The organism is Nocardioides sp. F233 (genome assembly GCF_057813895.1).
In genome coordinates this window covers 39332-53309 of the sequence record NZ_JBVASH010000005.1, presented here as the reverse complement: position 1 = coordinate 53309, position 13978 = coordinate 39332, and the positions used below count along the sequence as shown (strand labels likewise).

General features: G+C 70.5%; 15 protein-coding genes. 13 read left to right on the top strand and 2 right to left on the bottom strand.

Features of this window, described 5'->3' with window-relative positions:
- Positions 1-37 precede the first annotated feature (37 nt).
- The 5 genes from ACZYRU_RS19260 to ACZYRU_RS19240 all read left to right on the top strand — a co-directional run bounded on the left by ACZYRU_RS19260 (position 38) and on the right by ACZYRU_RS19240 (position 4831).
- The gene (locus ACZYRU_RS19260) at positions 38-676 is read left to right on the top strand and encodes a TetR/AcrR family transcriptional regulator (RefSeq protein ID WP_488958711.1); all 639 of its coding nucleotides are present in this window, start codon (positions 38-40) and stop codon (positions 674-676) included.
- Positions 677-880: 204 nt separating this feature from the next.
- Positions 881-1144: a hypothetical protein gene (locus tag ACZYRU_RS19255; protein WP_203045393.1), complete on the top strand. Its 264-nt coding sequence runs from the start codon at positions 881-883 to the stop codon at positions 1142-1144.
- The gene (locus ACZYRU_RS19250; RefSeq protein ID WP_488958710.1) at positions 1144-2667 is read left to right on the top strand and encodes a sodium:solute symporter family protein; all 1524 of its coding nucleotides are present in this window, start codon (positions 1144-1146) and stop codon (positions 2665-2667) included. Before ACZYRU_RS19255 ends, ACZYRU_RS19250 begins: the two co-directional genes overlap by 1 nt.
- A gap of 30 nt (positions 2668-2697) precedes the next feature.
- Positions 2698-4023, top strand: coding sequence for a M20 family metallopeptidase (locus ACZYRU_RS19245; RefSeq protein ID WP_488958709.1), 1326 nt, complete (start codon positions 2698-2700; stop codon positions 4021-4023).
- A gap of 28 nt (positions 4024-4051) precedes the next feature.
- Positions 4052-4831: an SDR family NAD(P)-dependent oxidoreductase gene (locus tag ACZYRU_RS19240; protein WP_488958708.1), complete on the top strand. Its 780-nt coding sequence runs from the start codon at positions 4052-4054 to the stop codon at positions 4829-4831.
- Between the two features lie 22 nt (positions 4832-4853).
- Here ACZYRU_RS19240 and ACZYRU_RS19235 read toward each other — a convergent pair whose 3' ends face one another.
- Positions 4854-5864: a response regulator transcription factor gene (locus ACZYRU_RS19235; RefSeq protein WP_488958707.1), complete on the bottom strand. Its 1011-nt coding sequence runs from the start codon at positions 5862-5864 to the stop codon at positions 4854-4856.
- A gap of 72 nt (positions 5865-5936) precedes the next feature.
- Complete coding sequence (locus tag ACZYRU_RS19230) at positions 5937-7505, bottom strand: APC family permease (protein WP_488958706.1); 1569 nt, start codon at positions 7503-7505, stop codon at positions 5937-5939.
- A 218-nt stretch (positions 7506-7723) separates the two neighbouring features.
- Between ACZYRU_RS19230 and ACZYRU_RS19225 the strand changes: the two genes are divergently transcribed.
- The 8 genes from ACZYRU_RS19225 to ACZYRU_RS19190 all read left to right on the top strand — a co-directional run bounded on the left by ACZYRU_RS19225 (position 7724) and on the right by ACZYRU_RS19190 (position 13971).
- A complete protein-coding gene (locus ACZYRU_RS19225; RefSeq protein ID WP_488958705.1) occupies positions 7724-9010 on the top strand; it encodes a class-III pyridoxal-phosphate-dependent aminotransferase in 1287 nt (428 codons plus the stop codon).
- Entirely contained in the window at positions 9010-10593 is a 1584-nt protein-coding gene (locus ACZYRU_RS19220) for an aldehyde dehydrogenase family protein (RefSeq protein ID WP_488958704.1), read from the top strand. Before ACZYRU_RS19225 ends, ACZYRU_RS19220 begins: the two co-directional genes overlap by 1 nt.
- Positions 10594-10596: 3 nt before the next feature.
- Positions 10597-11199, top strand: coding sequence for a BMC domain-containing protein (locus ACZYRU_RS19215; protein ID WP_488958703.1), 603 nt, complete (start codon positions 10597-10599; stop codon positions 11197-11199).
- Positions 11196-11684: a hypothetical protein gene (locus ACZYRU_RS19210; RefSeq protein ID WP_488958702.1), complete on the top strand. Its 489-nt coding sequence runs from the start codon at positions 11196-11198 to the stop codon at positions 11682-11684. The genes ACZYRU_RS19215 and ACZYRU_RS19210 overlap by 4 nt, the downstream gene beginning before the upstream one ends.
- Positions 11684-11938, top strand: coding sequence for a EutN/CcmL family microcompartment protein (locus ACZYRU_RS19205; protein ID WP_488958701.1), 255 nt, complete (start codon positions 11684-11686; stop codon positions 11936-11938). Before ACZYRU_RS19210 ends, ACZYRU_RS19205 begins: the two co-directional genes overlap by 1 nt.
- A 65-nt stretch (positions 11939-12003) precedes the next feature.
- Entirely contained in the window at positions 12004-12285 is a 282-nt protein-coding gene (locus tag ACZYRU_RS19200; protein WP_141800723.1) for a BMC domain-containing protein, read from the top strand.
- 52 nt (positions 12286-12337) lie between these two features.
- A complete protein-coding gene (locus ACZYRU_RS19195) occupies positions 12338-12985 on the top strand; it encodes a hypothetical protein (protein ID WP_488958700.1) in 648 nt (215 codons plus the stop codon).
- On the top strand, positions 12985-13971 hold the full coding sequence (locus ACZYRU_RS19190; RefSeq protein ID WP_488958699.1) for a phosphotransferase enzyme family protein: 987 nt from the start codon (positions 12985-12987) through the stop codon (positions 13969-13971). Before ACZYRU_RS19195 ends, ACZYRU_RS19190 begins: the two co-directional genes overlap by 1 nt.
- The last annotated feature ends 7 nt before the right edge of the window (positions 13972-13978 follow it).

Genomic DNA, 13978 nt, shown 5'->3' with positions numbered 1-13978 from the left:
GAGTAATCCCGATCACACCCGGAGGGAAGAGGCAGTCGTGAGCGAGATCACCCAGCGCCGCGCGGGGCGCCCCCGCAAGGCGGTCCTGGACCGCGCCAAGATCGGCCGCGCCGCCCTCGACCTCGTCGACGAGACCGGCGACGTCAACCTCCCCGAGCTGGCCCGGCGGCTCGGCGTGACGACGTCCTCGCTCTACCACCACGTCGACGGCCGCTCCGGCGTGATCGAGCTGCTCCGCGAGCAGGTCAGTGACGGGATGGACGTGTCGGCCCTGGACCAGGGACCGTGGGACGTCGCGGTGCCGGCGTTCTTCCGCTCCTACCGAGCCGTCTTCGCCACCCACCCGCGCGTCGTGCCCCTCCTCACGACGACGACCATCCGGTCACCGCAGGTGCTCGCTGCGTACGACCGGATGGTTGCGCTCCTGGAGGAGATCGGCTTCCCCGTCGAGCGCGCCATGGAGGTGCTCACGGCCGCGGAGAGCTTCGTCATCGGCTCCGCCCTCGACCTCGCGGCGCCGGACGTGATGTGGGAGATCCCCGAAGGAGTCGAGGCTCCCCGTCTCGCGGCCGCCCTGGCGGAGCAGCGCGACGCCCTGCACCGGGCCGAGGCCGCGTTCGAGTGCGGGCTGCGGATGATGCTGGTCGGCGTCACCGCCGAGCTGGCGCAGCGCTGAGCGACGGGCGGACGCTCGGCGCGACTTTCGGTCTGACCACCGACACCCCGGGCGCGGGCCGGGTTCCCCACGCGGCGGCATCCGTCAACTGACGGATGCCGCGGCCTCCAGGGCCCCCCAGATCGGGCACCTGACCCGATACCGGACGTGATCTGGCGCACATAGTTTCGGGGCATCTCGGTCAGACCGAACCCTGGAGGACCCATGACAAGCGCCATCCGTGCGATGTCGTCACGGACCAAGATGACGATCTTCTGGCTGCTCTTCGGCAGCAGCATCCTGCTCGCGGTGTTCCCCCCGCTCTACCTGGCGGGCAGCGGCATCGACACCCCGATCCTCGGCGTGCCGTTCAGCGTCGCCTACTGGATCTTCGACGCCCTCCTCGCCACGGGCGCGGTGTGGCTGCTCTGGATCTTCGAGAACATCCGCGGCGAGGTGGGCGAGGAGCCCGAGGAGGTGGCGGCCTGATGTCCACCATGACCGGTTCGATGGCCGTCACGCTCGGCCTGCTGACGGCGTTCTTCGCCCTCATCGTCTTCGTGCTCTACGCGACCAACCGCAGCGCCAAGTCCTTCTCGGACTACGCCGTGGGCGGGCGCTCCTTCAGCAGCTGGTACATCGCGATGTCGTACACCAACTCCTGGTGGCCGGGCGCGACGTACACCGCCTTCTTCGGCCTCAGCGTCGGAGCCGGGGTGCTCGGCTTCTACGCCCTCGCCTACTCGCTCCTGGGCGTCACCGCGATGTACCTGATGGCCGAGCGGGCCTGGCTGTGGGGCAAGCGCTACGACCTGAAGACCCAGCCCGACATGCTCGGCCTGCGCTTCCAGTCGCCGGCGGTGCGGGTGATCGCCAGTGCGATCGGTGTCGTGTGCCTGTTCCCGTGGATCGTCCTCGGCATGCAGGCGATGGGCCTGATCTTCCGGTTCGCGAGCTTCGGGCAGTGGTCGGTGACCACCTGCCTGGTCGTCGGCGTCGCGGTGATCGCGGTCCGCCAGATCTGGACCGTCCAGATGGGCATGCGCGGCCTGGTCATCACCGACCTGGTGCAGGGCATCGTGGCCTACGGCCTGGCCGCCCTGGTCTGCCTCGGCATCCTGTTCGGGCCTGCCGACTCCGCCGGCTTCAGCGCCGTCACCGACCTGCCGGACGCGCTGCTCCACGTCCCGGGCGACGGCGGCACCTACGGCCACTGGTACCTCTTCTCCCTCATCGTCACCGGCGTGATCGGCTCGCTGTGCTGGCCGACCAGCTACCAGCGCATCTACACCGCCAAGGGCGTGCGCAGCGTCAAGAAGGGCACCTTGCAGACGATGCTCGTGGCCGGCGGGTTCTACCTGATGCTGACCCTGGTCGCCCTCGCCGCCGCCTCGATGACCGACATCGCCGCCGCGCCGCAGGACGGCTGGTTCACCCTCCTCTACGACCGCGGCGGCCAGTGGCTGCTCGGCATGGCGCTGGTGATCGTCCTGGCCGCGAGCATGGGCTGGATCGACGGCTGCGTGCAGGTCTGCGGCGCCCAGATCGCCAACGACATCGTGCACGTCATCTCCCCGCGCACCGACTTCCAGCTGAAGGTCGTCGCCAAGGGCTCGATGGTCGTCTACATGCTCGCCTCGGCGATCGTCGCCTACATCGCCTTCGACTACCCACGGCTGCAGCTGCTGGCGCAGATGTCCTACCAGGGCATCGTCCAGCTCTCGGTGCCGATGTTCCTCGGCATGTTCTGGAAGCGCGGCACCAAGGTCGCGGCGCTCGCCTCGATGTGCACCGGCTTCCTGGTCGCCGCGGTCCTCACCTGGAAATACCCGGACGACATGCCCGGTCTCGGCAGCCTCACCAGCGGTGTCGTCGCCCTCGGCGTCAACCTCGTCGTGTACGTCGTGCTCGCCTACCTGCTGCCGCACTCGGATCAGGAGCGGCGCCGGATCGACGAGCTCTTCGAGGCCGGCAAGTCGCGGACCGAGCCGTCCCTCTCCCCCACCCACTGAACCCGTCCCGATCCCGAACGGAGCTGTGCCATGACATCGCAGGAGACCCACGACCGCGTGCTGGCGGCGGTGGACGCCCTCAAGGACGACCTCGTCTCCACGCTCTCGGAGGTCATCTCGATCCCGAGCGTGAACCCGAAGTACCCGGGCCAGGTGTACGACGAGGTGGTCGGCCTCGAGGGACGCGTCTCCCGCCTCGTCGGCGAGATCTACGAGGACGCCGGCGCCGACGTCGAGTACTGGGCCGTGGAGAAGGGCCGCGACAACGCGGTCGGCACCCTCAAGGGCACCGGCGGCGGGCAGTCGCTGATCTTCAACGGCCACGTGGACGTCGTGCCGCCGGGCAACCCGGACCGCTGGACCTCCGGCGACCCGTTCTCCGGCAAGGTCGACGGCGACCGGGTCTGGGGCCGCGGCGCCAGCGACATGAAGGCCGGTCTGGTCGCCCAGGCGTTCGCGGTCAAGGCACTGCAGCGGGCTGGCGTCACCCTCCGCGGCGACCTGATCGTCCAGGCGGTCGTCGGCGAGGAGGTGATGGACCACGAGTGCGGCGTCACGTCGACGATCGAGCACGGCTACCGCGCCGACGCCGCCGTCGTCGCCGAACCCAGCGGTCCGACCAACCTCGGCGTCATCCCGGTGACGCCGGGCCTGCTCTGGTTCTCCGTGACCGTGCAGGGCAAGGCAACCCACTCCTCGATGCGCGGGCAGACGATCCGCGCGGGCGGTGGCGGCAGCGCCGTCGGCGTCAACGCGATCGACAAGGGCATGCTCGTCTTCCAGGCGATGCAGCGCCTCGAGGAGGAGTGGGCCTTTACGAAGACCCACCCGCTGTTCGCGCCGGGCCACTTCACCATCCACCCCGGCGTCGTCCAGGGCGGACCGCACGGGGTGCTCGTGCCGTTCATCCTGTCGGAGTACATGACCATCGAGTACTGCATCTGGTACCCGCCGCAGGACGACCCCGCGACCGTGAAGGCGGAGGTCGAGGCCCAGATCCGCGCGATCGCGCAGACCGACGGCTGGCTGCGCGAGCACCCGCCGGTCGTGGAGTGGAAGCTCAACTGGCCGGCCAACGACCCCGGCGAGGCGGCGCACGCGATCACCGCCGCCGTCTCGTCGGCCCACGAGCGGGTGTCCGGGATGACGGCGTACCAGGGACCGCCGCCGGTCGCCGGGTTCTGTGCGGTCGAGGACTGCTCGTTCCTCACGGCAGCCGGGATCCCGGCGATCAGCTACGGCCCGGGCGACCTCCGGGTCGCGCACGCCGACGACGAGTACTGCCTGGTCGACGAGGTCCACCTCGCCGCCCGGACCTACGCCTCGCTCGCCCTCGACTGGTGCGGCGCCGAATGACCCTCCCCTCCATCGAAAGGACCCGATCATGATCGACCTCACCGGCAAGAAGGCCGTCGTCACCGGAGGCTCGTCCGGCATCGGACGGGCCATCGCCACCACCCTCGCGAAGGTCGGCGCCCACGTCGTCGTCGCCGACCTGACCGAGGAGGCCCGCGAGGGCGGCGACGCCACGGCGGCCGTCATCGTCGCGGCCGGCGGTTCCGCCGAGTTCGTGAAGCTCGACGTCACGGCCAGCGCGCACGTCGCCTCGGTCTTCGCCGACCTCGACGAGCGCCTCGGCGGACTCGACATCCTCGTCAACAACGCCGGGGTGCTGCGCGAGGGCAGCGTGCACGAGACCGACGACGAGACCTGGCGGACCCAGTTCCTCGTCAACGTCGACGGCACCTTCCACTGCACCCGCGAGATGGTCCGCGGGCTGCTGGCCCGCAAGAGCCCCGGAAAGATCGTCAACATCAGCTCGATCAGCGGCTTCCGCGGCAACCCCGGCTTCGCGGCGTACTGCGCGACCAAGGGCGCGATCGTGAACTTCACCCGCCAGGTGGCGCTCGACTACGCCGCGCACGGCATCAACGTCAACGCGGTCGCGCCGGGCTTCGTCACCACGCACATGACGGCGCTCTACGACCAGGCCACGCACGACGCGCTCGCCGCGCAGACCCCGCGGGGCCGGTGGGCGAGCCCGCAGGACGTCGCGAACGCCGTGCTGTTCCTGGCGAGCCCGCTCGCGGACCACGTGGTCGGCGACAACCTGCTGGTCGACGGCGGCTGGACGATCGGTACGCCGGTCGAGCTCGGCGCCTGACCCGCGACAGACGAGAGGAACCTCAGGTGCGCACGAGCAGGGGGGTGGCGGGCGGCCCCGGCAGGGGAACGATCTCCTCCGCCACCGCCTTGCTCGCCGCGGCCACCCGGGTGGCGCAGCCGAGCTTGGCGAGGATGTGCTCCACGTGGGTCGCCACCGTGCGCGGGCTGAGCGAGAGCGCCAGCCCGATGTCGGGGTTGCCGAGGCCGGACGCGACCAGGGTGAGGACCTGCACCTCCCGCGGCGAGAGCCGGTACGGCGCCGCCGCCTCGCGCAGCGTCACCAGGACGCCCGCCGCGAGCCGGGTGCGGCGTACCTCGTGGCAGCGGCCGGTCGGGGAGACCCAGGCGAACCGGTGCACCGCACCCTCGGCGCTGGCCAGCAGCTCGGCCACCAGCGGCGAGTCGTCGGCCAGCCACTTGTCCCGGCGCAGGCCGGGCAGCGTGACGAGCCGACGGTCGGAGGTCAGCAGCGCCGCCTCACCGGCTTCCTCGAGCAGGTCGGTCCAGGTGTGCCCGACCGGCGGGCGCATCGCGTCCATGACCGGCGCGATCACCCGCTGCAGCGCGATGAGCGTCTCGATGGCCGAGTCGCTGATGGGCAACGGAGAGTCGGAGCTCAGGTGAAGCGCGCCGGTGTAGCGCCCGTCGCGCGTGAACAGGCAGGTCGTCGACCCCTCGGCGAAACCGCCGGGGATGAACACCTCGTGGGCGCTGAACATGTTGCGGTAGTCGGGGATGTCGCACCAGCGCAGCGGCCTCGGGTTACGGAAGCGCATGGTGAGGAAGGCCGGGTCCTCGTTGACGAAACCGTCGTTGAGGTAGCTCAGCACCGGGTCGCTGTAGCCGATCTCGGCCACCGTGAAGTGCCGCCCCTCGACCGGGTCGAAGGTCGACAGGGCCGCCGCCTCGAGCGGGATGGCCTCACCGATCCGTTCCAGGACGGCGGCAGCCCGATCGGCGGCGGGCGTGGGCTCGACGCAGATGGCGGCCACGTCGGCCACCAGGTCGAGCGGCGAAGGACGACTGCTCATCGGGACCCCCAGCTGGCGATCCCTGAAGCGTACGCCCTCCGCCGCTCCCCCGGTGGGGCCACGGCGGACGTCTCAGTCCGCACGTTCCTGGGTGTCCTCGAGGACGACCCGCCCGATCGTGTCGTAGCGCTCGGGCGCGAACCGCTTGGCCCACAGCGCGAAACCGAGCCCCGAGAGACCCACGAGCCCGACGATCCACGGCGACAGCTTGAAGACGATGTCGCTGGCGGCGGCACCCGCCGCGAAGCCGGCGTTCTCCATCAGCAGCCAGATGACGTAGACCATGCCGATGCCGCCGACGAGCGGGGCGAGGAAGGTCCGGAACAGGTTCGCTGTCTCGGGATGCTTGCCCTGGACGTGGAAGTAGGCGATGCAGGAGAAGGCCGCCAGCGCCTGGACGATGAGGATCGCCGTGGTCCCGAGGATGGCCATGAGCGCGTAGAGCTGGCCGTAGGGGTCGCGGCCGGTCGCGTAGAACCCCACCACGATCACCGTGGCGACGGTGGACTGCGTGAAGCCGGCGATGTACGGCGAGCCGTGGACCGGGTGGGCAGCCCCGAGCGTCTTCCCGAAGCCGGGGACGAGGTCCTCGCGGCCGATGGCGTAGATGTAGCGGGACGCGCAGTTGTGGAAGGCCATGCCACAGGCGAACGAGCCACTCATCAGCAGGAACTCGAAGACGATGACCGCCCAGTGACCGAGGTGCTGCTCGACGGGACCGAAGAAGATCTGGCCGGCGGTCGCGCTGTCCTGGGCGAGGGCGACGGCGTTGTCCGGGCCGGTGCCGACGATCGCGGACCACGACACGATGACGTAGAAGATGCCGATGCCGAGCACCGAGAGCATGGTCGCGAGCGGGATGATCTTCTTCGGGTTGCGCGACTCCTCGCCGTACATGGCGGTGGACTCGAAGCCGACCCACGACCAGAACGCGAAGAACAGGCCGATGCCCGCCGTCCCGGCGACCGCGAGCGTGGCACCGGTGTCCGGGTGGGTCACCGAGCCGCTGAGACCGTGGAAGGCGTTGAGCGGGTTGAGCGAGCCGAGCGACCAGCCCTGGGGGCCACCGCCGGAGACGACGATCGAGATCGTCATCGCGGCGAGCATGACGATCTCGGTCACGAGGAAGCCGCCGAGCACGACGGCCGTGAGGTTGATGTCGTAGTAGGTCAGCACCGCGTTGACGCCGAGCATCAGCAGCGCGTAGCAGACCCACGAGATGTCGAGCGAGGTGTGCGTGGAGAAGAAGCTCGCGGCGAAGAACGAGAAGATGCCGACGAGCGAGGCCTCGAAGACGACATAGGCCAGCGTGGTCAGCGCACCGGCGCCCATGCCGACGACCCGGCCCAGCCCGTGCGAGATGAATCCGTAGAAGGCTCCCGTCGAGACGATGTGCTTGGCCATCGCCGAGTAGCCGAGCGCGAAGAGCCCCAGCACGATCGTGGCGACCAGGTAGCCGGCCGGTGCGTTCGCGCCACTGCCGAAGCCGATCGCGATCGGGACGTTGCCGACCATCGCCGTGATCGGCGCGGCGGTGGCCACCGCCATGAACATCACCCCGAACAGGCCGACGGCGTTCGGCTTGAGCCGCTGGACCCCCGTCTCGGCCTCGGACGCGGTGCGCGTCTCCTCTGCAGACATGCGGACCCTCTCTCCGGTGCCGGCCGGCACCTGACGGTTGTGTGCTGGCTCACACCAGGCCCCGCATGTTGGCACTACCGAACAGACCAAATCAAGGTTTTGGGTCAGACAGTTTTCTTTCGATTCAGACCATTGACTTTTTCGGTCTGACCAAACAGGCTTCTCGACACAAGGCTTCCGGTGGCCACGGACGTGGCCACCGACACCAAGGGATGGCGATGCACGACTACGACGCGTTCAGCTTCGACTCGAAGGCAGAGATGCTCGAGAAGTCGGCGCACTACTGGAACCCGGACAAGACGAAGTTCTGGTCCGACAGCGGGATCGACCTGGTGATCGACCGTCGCGAGGGCTACCTGCTCTGGGACATGGACGGCCGCCGACTGATCGACGTCCACCTCAACGGCGGCACCTACAACCTCGGCCACCGCAACCCCGAGGTGGTCACCGCGGTGAAGCGGGCGATGGACCGCTTCGACGTCGGCAACCACCACTTCCCCTCGCTGGGCCGGACGGCGCTCGCCGAGGCCCTGGTCGAGTCGGCTCCGGCGGGCCTGACCAAGGTCGCCTACGCCTCCGGCGGCGGCGAGGCGATCGACATCGCCCTCAAGAGCGCCCGGCACGCCATGCAGAAGCGCAAGATCGTCTCGATCGTGAAGGCCTACCACGGGCACACCGGGCTCGCCGTCGCCACCGGCGACGACCGCTTCTCCAAGCTCTTCCTCTCCGACCGGCCCGAGGAGTTCCCCCAGGTCCCGTTCAACGACCTCGAGGCGATGGAACAGGCGCTCAAGGGCCGCGACGTCGCCGCGGTCATCATGGAGACGATCCCCGCTACGTACGGCTTCCCGCTCCCGCAGCCCGGCTACCTCGAGGCCGTCAAGAAGCTGTGCGAGAAGTACGACGCGCTCTACATCGCCGACGAGGTCCAGACCGGCCTGATGCGCACCGGTGAGCTCTGGGGGATCACCAAGCATGGCATCGAGCCGGACATCCTGGTCAGCGGCAAGGGCCTGTCCGGCGGCATCTACCCGATCGCCGCGGTGCTCCTGAGCGAGCGGGCCGGCGCGTGGCTGCGCGAGGACGGCTTCGGCCACATCTCCACCTTCGGCGGCGCCGAGCTCGGCTGCGTCGCCGCGCTGAAGACGCTCGAGATCAGCCGCCGGCCCGAGGTCCGCTCGATGGTGCACTACATCGCGGACCTCGTCGGCTCCGGGCTGCGCCAGGTGCAGGCCCAGTACCCCGACTGGTTCGTCGGGATCCGCCAGAACGGCGTCGTGCTCGGCCTCGAGTTCGCCCACCCGGAAGGCGCGAAGTACGTCATGCGCGAGCTCTACGCGCTGGGCGTGTGGGCGATCTTCTCGACGCTCGATCCGCGCGTCCTGCAGTACAAGCCCGGGATCCTGATGACGCCCGACCTCGTCGAGGAGCTCCTCGACCGCACCGCGCTGGCGATCGGCCGCGCGGCCGCCGACCCCGCTGTCTCCCGCCGGAGGGCAAGCTGATGGCCGACCAGCCGAACGGACCCGCGACCGCACCCGCTCAGGCCGGGCACATGCTCGAACGCGCCCGCTGGGCGGCGCGCTCGTTCGCGACGTACTCCCAGGGCGACGTCGAGCGGATCGTGCGCGCCGTCGCGGAGGTCGCCCACGCGAACGCCCAGAAGTACGCCGAGTGGGCGGTCAGCGAGACCGGCTTCGGTGTCGTCGAGCACAAGGTGCGCAAGAACCAGGCCTGCTCGCGCGGGCTGCTCGACACCTACGCCGGCCAGGACTTCGTCAGTCCCCGGGTCCGCGTCGACGACAAGATCGTCGAGGTGCCGCGACCGGCGGGCGTCGTGCTGGCGCTGACGCCGTCGACCAATCCTGTCGCCACGGTGTTCTTCAAGGTGATCCTCGCCCTCATGACCCGCAACGCGGTCGTGGTCAGCCCGCACCCGATGGCGAAGGAGTGCTGCCACGACGCGGCACAGCTCCTCGCCCGGGCCGCCGTCGAGGCCGGCGCGCCGGACGGCATCGTCCAGAGCGTCGCCGAGCCGACCATCCCGCTGGTCGAGGCGCTGATGGGCGACGAGCGCACCAACGTCATCCTCGCCACCGGCGGCACCGGTGTGGTCCGCTCGGCGTACGGCTCCGGCAATCCCGCGATCGGTGTGGGCCCGGGCAACGTTCCCGTGCTGGTCGACGGCACCGCTGACGTCCGGTCCGCCGCGCAGCGCCTGGTCGAGAGCAAGGCGTTCGACAACTCGGTGCTCTGCACCAACGAGTCGGTGCTGATCGCCGAGGACGCGGTCGCCGACAAGCTGCTCCGCGAGATGGAGCGCGTCGGCGCTGCCGTCCTCGGTCCGGACGACACCCAGCGGCTGCGCGACTACATGTTCCCGCTCGGCCGGCTCAACGTGGACGTCGTCGGCAAGGACGCGTCGTGGATCGCGCAGCAGGCCGGGATCCGGGTCGGGCCGCGCACGAAGGTCCTCGTCGCGCCGTTCGACGTGGCCGTCCCGGAGGAGCCGCTCACCCACGAGAAGCTGTCGCCGGTGCTCGGGATGATCCGGGTCCCGGACGCGGTCACCGGCATCGCCACGGCCCGCGCGATCGTGCGGATCGCCGGCGCGGGCCACAGCGCGGCGATCCACTCGACCGATCCCGCCACCGTGATGCGGTACGCCGCCGACGTCGCGGTGCTGCGCGTGTCGGTCAACGTCGGCAACAGCACGGGGAGCTCCGGCCTCGACACCAACCTGGCGCCGACCATGACGATCGGCACCGGCTTCGTCGGCCGCAGCGCCCTCGGCGAGAACCTCCAGCCGAAGCACCTCGTGAACTGGACCCGGATCGCCTACAACAGCGACCCCGCCGAGGCGATGCCGGCGTACGCCGGGCTGAGCCCCTGGCGCGACCACCACGCCCCGGTGCCGGCGTACCCGCTGGCGTCGAACGACGACCGCGCTGTCGCGCCGTCCCACGTCGACGCGCTGGTCGACCGGATCGGCGCCCGCACCACCACCGCCGGCGCTGACGACGCCGCCTTCCGCGAGCAGGTACGACGCCTCGTCGTCGAAGAGCTCTCCCACCTCATCAAGGGCTGACCCATGGCTGAACTGCGTTCCTTCATCTTCATCGACCGGCTGCAGCCGCAGACGCTGTGCTACCTCGGCACCTGGATCAAGGGCACCCTGCCGCGCGCCCACATGGCCGCGCAGATCATCGAGGTCGCGCCCGGCATCGACATCGAGCCGATCACCGACGTCGCGCTCAAGCACGCCGAGGTCGCCGCGGGCGTGCTCGTGGTCGAGCGGCAGTTCGGCTACCTGGAGTTCCACGGTGAGACCGGTTCGGTGAAGGCCGCCGCGGAGGGCGTGCTCGACGCGCTCGGCGCGGACGCCACCAGCGCGGTCCGCCCGCAGATCCTGGCCAGCAAGATCATCAGCTCGATCGACCACCAGCACGCCTTCCTGATCAACCGGAACAAGATCGGCTCAATGGTGCTGCCGGGCGAGTCGATGTACGTGCTCGAGGTGCAGCCGGCGTCGTACGCGATCGTGGCGACGAACGAGGCGGAGAAGGCGGCCGACATCAAGGTCGTCGACTACCGCATGATCGGGGCCACCGGCCGGGTCTACCTGTCCGGCAAGGAGGCCGACGTCCGGCAGGCCGCGGAGGCCGCCGAGGAAGCGCTCCGGGGCCTGACGTGAGCACGTCCCTGGACCTGCGTGCGGTGATCGCGGACGTCGTCCGCGAGGTCGTCGCGGACCTCGCCGGTCCGGCGGCCGCCGCGCCTCCGGCACCGCCCGTGGCGCCGGCCCCTCCCGCCGGCGTCGCGGGTGCCGAGCACGTGACGGCACCGCAGCTGCGCGAGCGCGTCGAGGCGGTCCGGATCGGGGACGACGCGGACCTGGACCGGTTCGCCCGGCACCTTCTCGCGCTGTTCGAGAACCCGAAGAACCGCCAGGACCTGCGCGCCGGACGGCTGCGCTTCCGCCTCGAGGGTGGGGCCGCGGCCGCCGTACCGACGGACCGCCCGGTCCAGCGGATCGACACCGGCGCCGTGACCGAGCGCCAGGTCAAGGCGGCCGCCGAGGCGGGCCGCCGTCTGGTCCTCGGCCGCCGTGCCGTCCTGACTCCCCTGGCGCGCGAGAGGGCTCGCGCGCTGGGGGTTCCCATCGAGAAGGAGCGCTGATGCTGAGAGCAGTCGTGACCGGCAATGTCTGGTCCACCAAGAGGATCGACGGCCTGCCCAACGGCGCGTTCCTGGAGGTCGAGGTGGAGGGCGGCGGCAGCCGCCTGGTCGCCTTCGACGTCCTGGGCACCGGCGTCGGCGAGACCGTCCTGGTCGCCCAGGGCTCGGTCGCCGCGGCCTGGTTCCCCGGGGCGCCACCGCCCGTCGACGCGCTGGTCATCGGCTCGATCGACAACCCGCCCGCCTCGTCCTGACCCCCAGTTGTCGGGGCGCCACCGGCGCCCCGCGCACCACCCACCGCACAACCAAGGAGCACCACATGTCCAGCACCGCCATCGGCATGATCGAGACCAAGGGCTTCGTCGCCGCGCTCGCCGCTGCGGACGCCATGGTCAAGGCCGCCAACGTCACCATCACCGACCGCCAGGAGGTGGGCGACGGCCTGGTCGCCGTCGTCATCGCCGGCGAGGTCGGCGCGGTCAAGGCCGCCACCGAGGCCGGCGCGGAGACCGCTTCCCAGGTCGGTGAGCTCGTCAGCGTGCACGTCATCCCGCGCCCGCACGCCGAGCTCGGCAACCACTTCGACGTCAGCGCGAAGTAGCCCGGCGCTTCCCGCCACCGTCACCAGCCAGCACACGAGAAGAGGAGGTCCGATGGCCGCCACCGACGCCCGCGCGGAGCTGCGGGTCTACCTGATGGTCGAGGACCTGCAGCCGCAGTTCGCCGCCTACCTGGGCACGCCCACCCGTGCCCGGGGCTACCCGCCGTACGCCGGCGACCACGCCCTCATCATCGAGGTCGCCCCCGCGCTCGCGATCGAGCGCGTCATCGACCTCGCCCTGCGGGCGGCGCCGTCGGTCGAGCCCGGCATCCTCTTCGTCGAGCGACAGTTCGGGGTGCTCGAGCTGCACGCCTCGTCGCTGGAGGACGTCGTCGCGGCCGGCCAGGCCGTCCTCGACGGCACGGGCAGCTCGGCCAGTGACCAGCTGCGTCCGCGCGTGCTCTACCACGACATCATCGAGAGCATCACCGACCAGCACGCGGTGATCCTCAACCGCAACCGTTCGGGGTCGATGATCATGCCGGGACAGTCCCTCCTCGTCTACGAGATGGCGCCTGCCCTCTTCGCGGCCGTGGCGGCCAACGAGGCCGAGCGCGCCGCGCCCGGCATCACCATGGTCGACGTGCAGTTCATCGGGGCGGCCGGCCGGCTCTACCTCAGCGGCAGCACCGAGGACGTCGAGGTGGCCCGGGACCGGATCACCAAGGTGCTGGAGGCGATCGAAGGACGGGAGCACTGATGGAGACGACCACGGCCGCCGTGGACACCCGGGTCGCCGAAGAGGTCCTGCCGTGGTACGGCTTCGGTCCCCGGTGCACGCTGCGGATGATCAACCTCTCCGAGAACGCGACCTTCCTCGTCGAGGACGGCGAGCGCAGCGCGATCCTGCGGGTGCACCGGATGGGCTACCACTCGCGCTCCGACATCGAGAGCGAGCTGTCCTGGCTGGCCGCGCTGCGGGAGGAGTCCGGGGTCGCGACGTCCGAAGTCGTGCCGACCAGCGGCGGCGAGTGGGTCACCACGGTCGAGGTCGACGGCGAGGAGCGGCACGCGGTGCTCTTCCACGTCGTGCCCGGCATCGAGCCCGACGACGTCGCCCTCGGCACCGCCGACTTCGAGACGCTCGGCGCGATCACGGCCCGCATGCACCAGCACGCCCGGAGCTGGCGGCCGCCGCACGACTTCCACCGGTTCAGCTGGGACTGGGAGCACTCGCTCGGCGACCAGCCCCGCTGGGGACGCTGGCAGGACGGCATCGGGGTCGGGCCGGTCGAGGAGGCCGCGCTCGGAGCGGCCGTCGAGGTCGTGCGGGAGCGGCTCTCGGCGTACGGCGCAGGGACCGACCGCTTCGGCCTCGTGCACGCCGACCTCCGGCTGGCGAACCTGCTCGTCGAGGGCGACCTGGTCACCGTGATCGACTTCGACGACTGCGGCTACTCGTGGTTCATGTACGACTTCGGCACCGCCGTGTCGTTCATCGAGCACGACCCGCGCCTCCCGCAGTGGCAGGCCGCCTGGCTGCGCGGGTACCGCTCGGTCACCGAGCTGTCCGCCGAGCACGAGGCCATGCTGGCGACCTTCGTGATGCTGCGTCGCCTGCTCCTCGTCGCCTGGATGGGTTCGCACGCGCACTCCCGCGAGTGCCAGGACCTCGGGCCCGGCTACACCGCCGGCACCGTCGAGCTGGCGCGGCGGTACGTCGCGTCGGACGGCGCATCCCTGTAACAGAGAC

What these genes read in the sequence shown, in the direction of transcription:
- ACZYRU_RS19255 (WP_203045393.1), top strand. Translation starts at nt 881, where the DNA reads ATGACAAGCGCCATCCGTGCGATGTCGTCACGGACCAAGATGACGATC.
- ACZYRU_RS19250 (WP_488958710.1), top strand. Translation starts at nt 1,144, where the DNA reads ATGTCCACCATGACCGGTTCGATGGCCGTCACGCTCGGCCTGCTGACG.
- ACZYRU_RS19245 (WP_488958709.1), top strand. Translation starts at nt 2,698, where the DNA reads ATGACATCGCAGGAGACCCACGACCGCGTGCTGGCGGCGGTGGACGCC.
- ACZYRU_RS19240 (WP_488958708.1), top strand. Translation starts at nt 4,052, where the DNA reads ATGATCGACCTCACCGGCAAGAAGGCCGTCGTCACCGGAGGCTCGTCC.
- ACZYRU_RS19235 (WP_488958707.1), bottom strand. Translation starts at nt 5,864, where the DNA reads ATGAGCAGTCGTCCTTCGCCGCTCGACCTGGTGGCCGACGTGGCCGCC.
- ACZYRU_RS19230 (WP_488958706.1), bottom strand. Translation starts at nt 7,505, where the DNA reads ATGTCTGCAGAGGAGACGCGCACCGCGTCCGAGGCCGAGACGGGGGTC.
- ACZYRU_RS19225 (WP_488958705.1), top strand. Translation starts at nt 7,724, where the DNA reads ATGCACGACTACGACGCGTTCAGCTTCGACTCGAAGGCAGAGATGCTC.
- ACZYRU_RS19220 (WP_488958704.1), top strand. Translation starts at nt 9,010, where the DNA reads ATGGCCGACCAGCCGAACGGACCCGCGACCGCACCCGCTCAGGCCGGG.
- ACZYRU_RS19215 (WP_488958703.1), top strand. Translation starts at nt 10,597, where the DNA reads ATGGCTGAACTGCGTTCCTTCATCTTCATCGACCGGCTGCAGCCGCAG.
- ACZYRU_RS19205 (WP_488958701.1), top strand. Translation starts at nt 11,684, where the DNA reads ATGCTGAGAGCAGTCGTGACCGGCAATGTCTGGTCCACCAAGAGGATC.
- ACZYRU_RS19200 (WP_141800723.1), top strand. Translation starts at nt 12,004, where the DNA reads ATGTCCAGCACCGCCATCGGCATGATCGAGACCAAGGGCTTCGTCGCC.
- ACZYRU_RS19195 (WP_488958700.1), top strand. Translation starts at nt 12,338, where the DNA reads ATGGCCGCCACCGACGCCCGCGCGGAGCTGCGGGTCTACCTGATGGTC.
- ACZYRU_RS19190 (WP_488958699.1), top strand. Translation starts at nt 12,985, where the DNA reads ATGGAGACGACCACGGCCGCCGTGGACACCCGGGTCGCCGAAGAGGTC.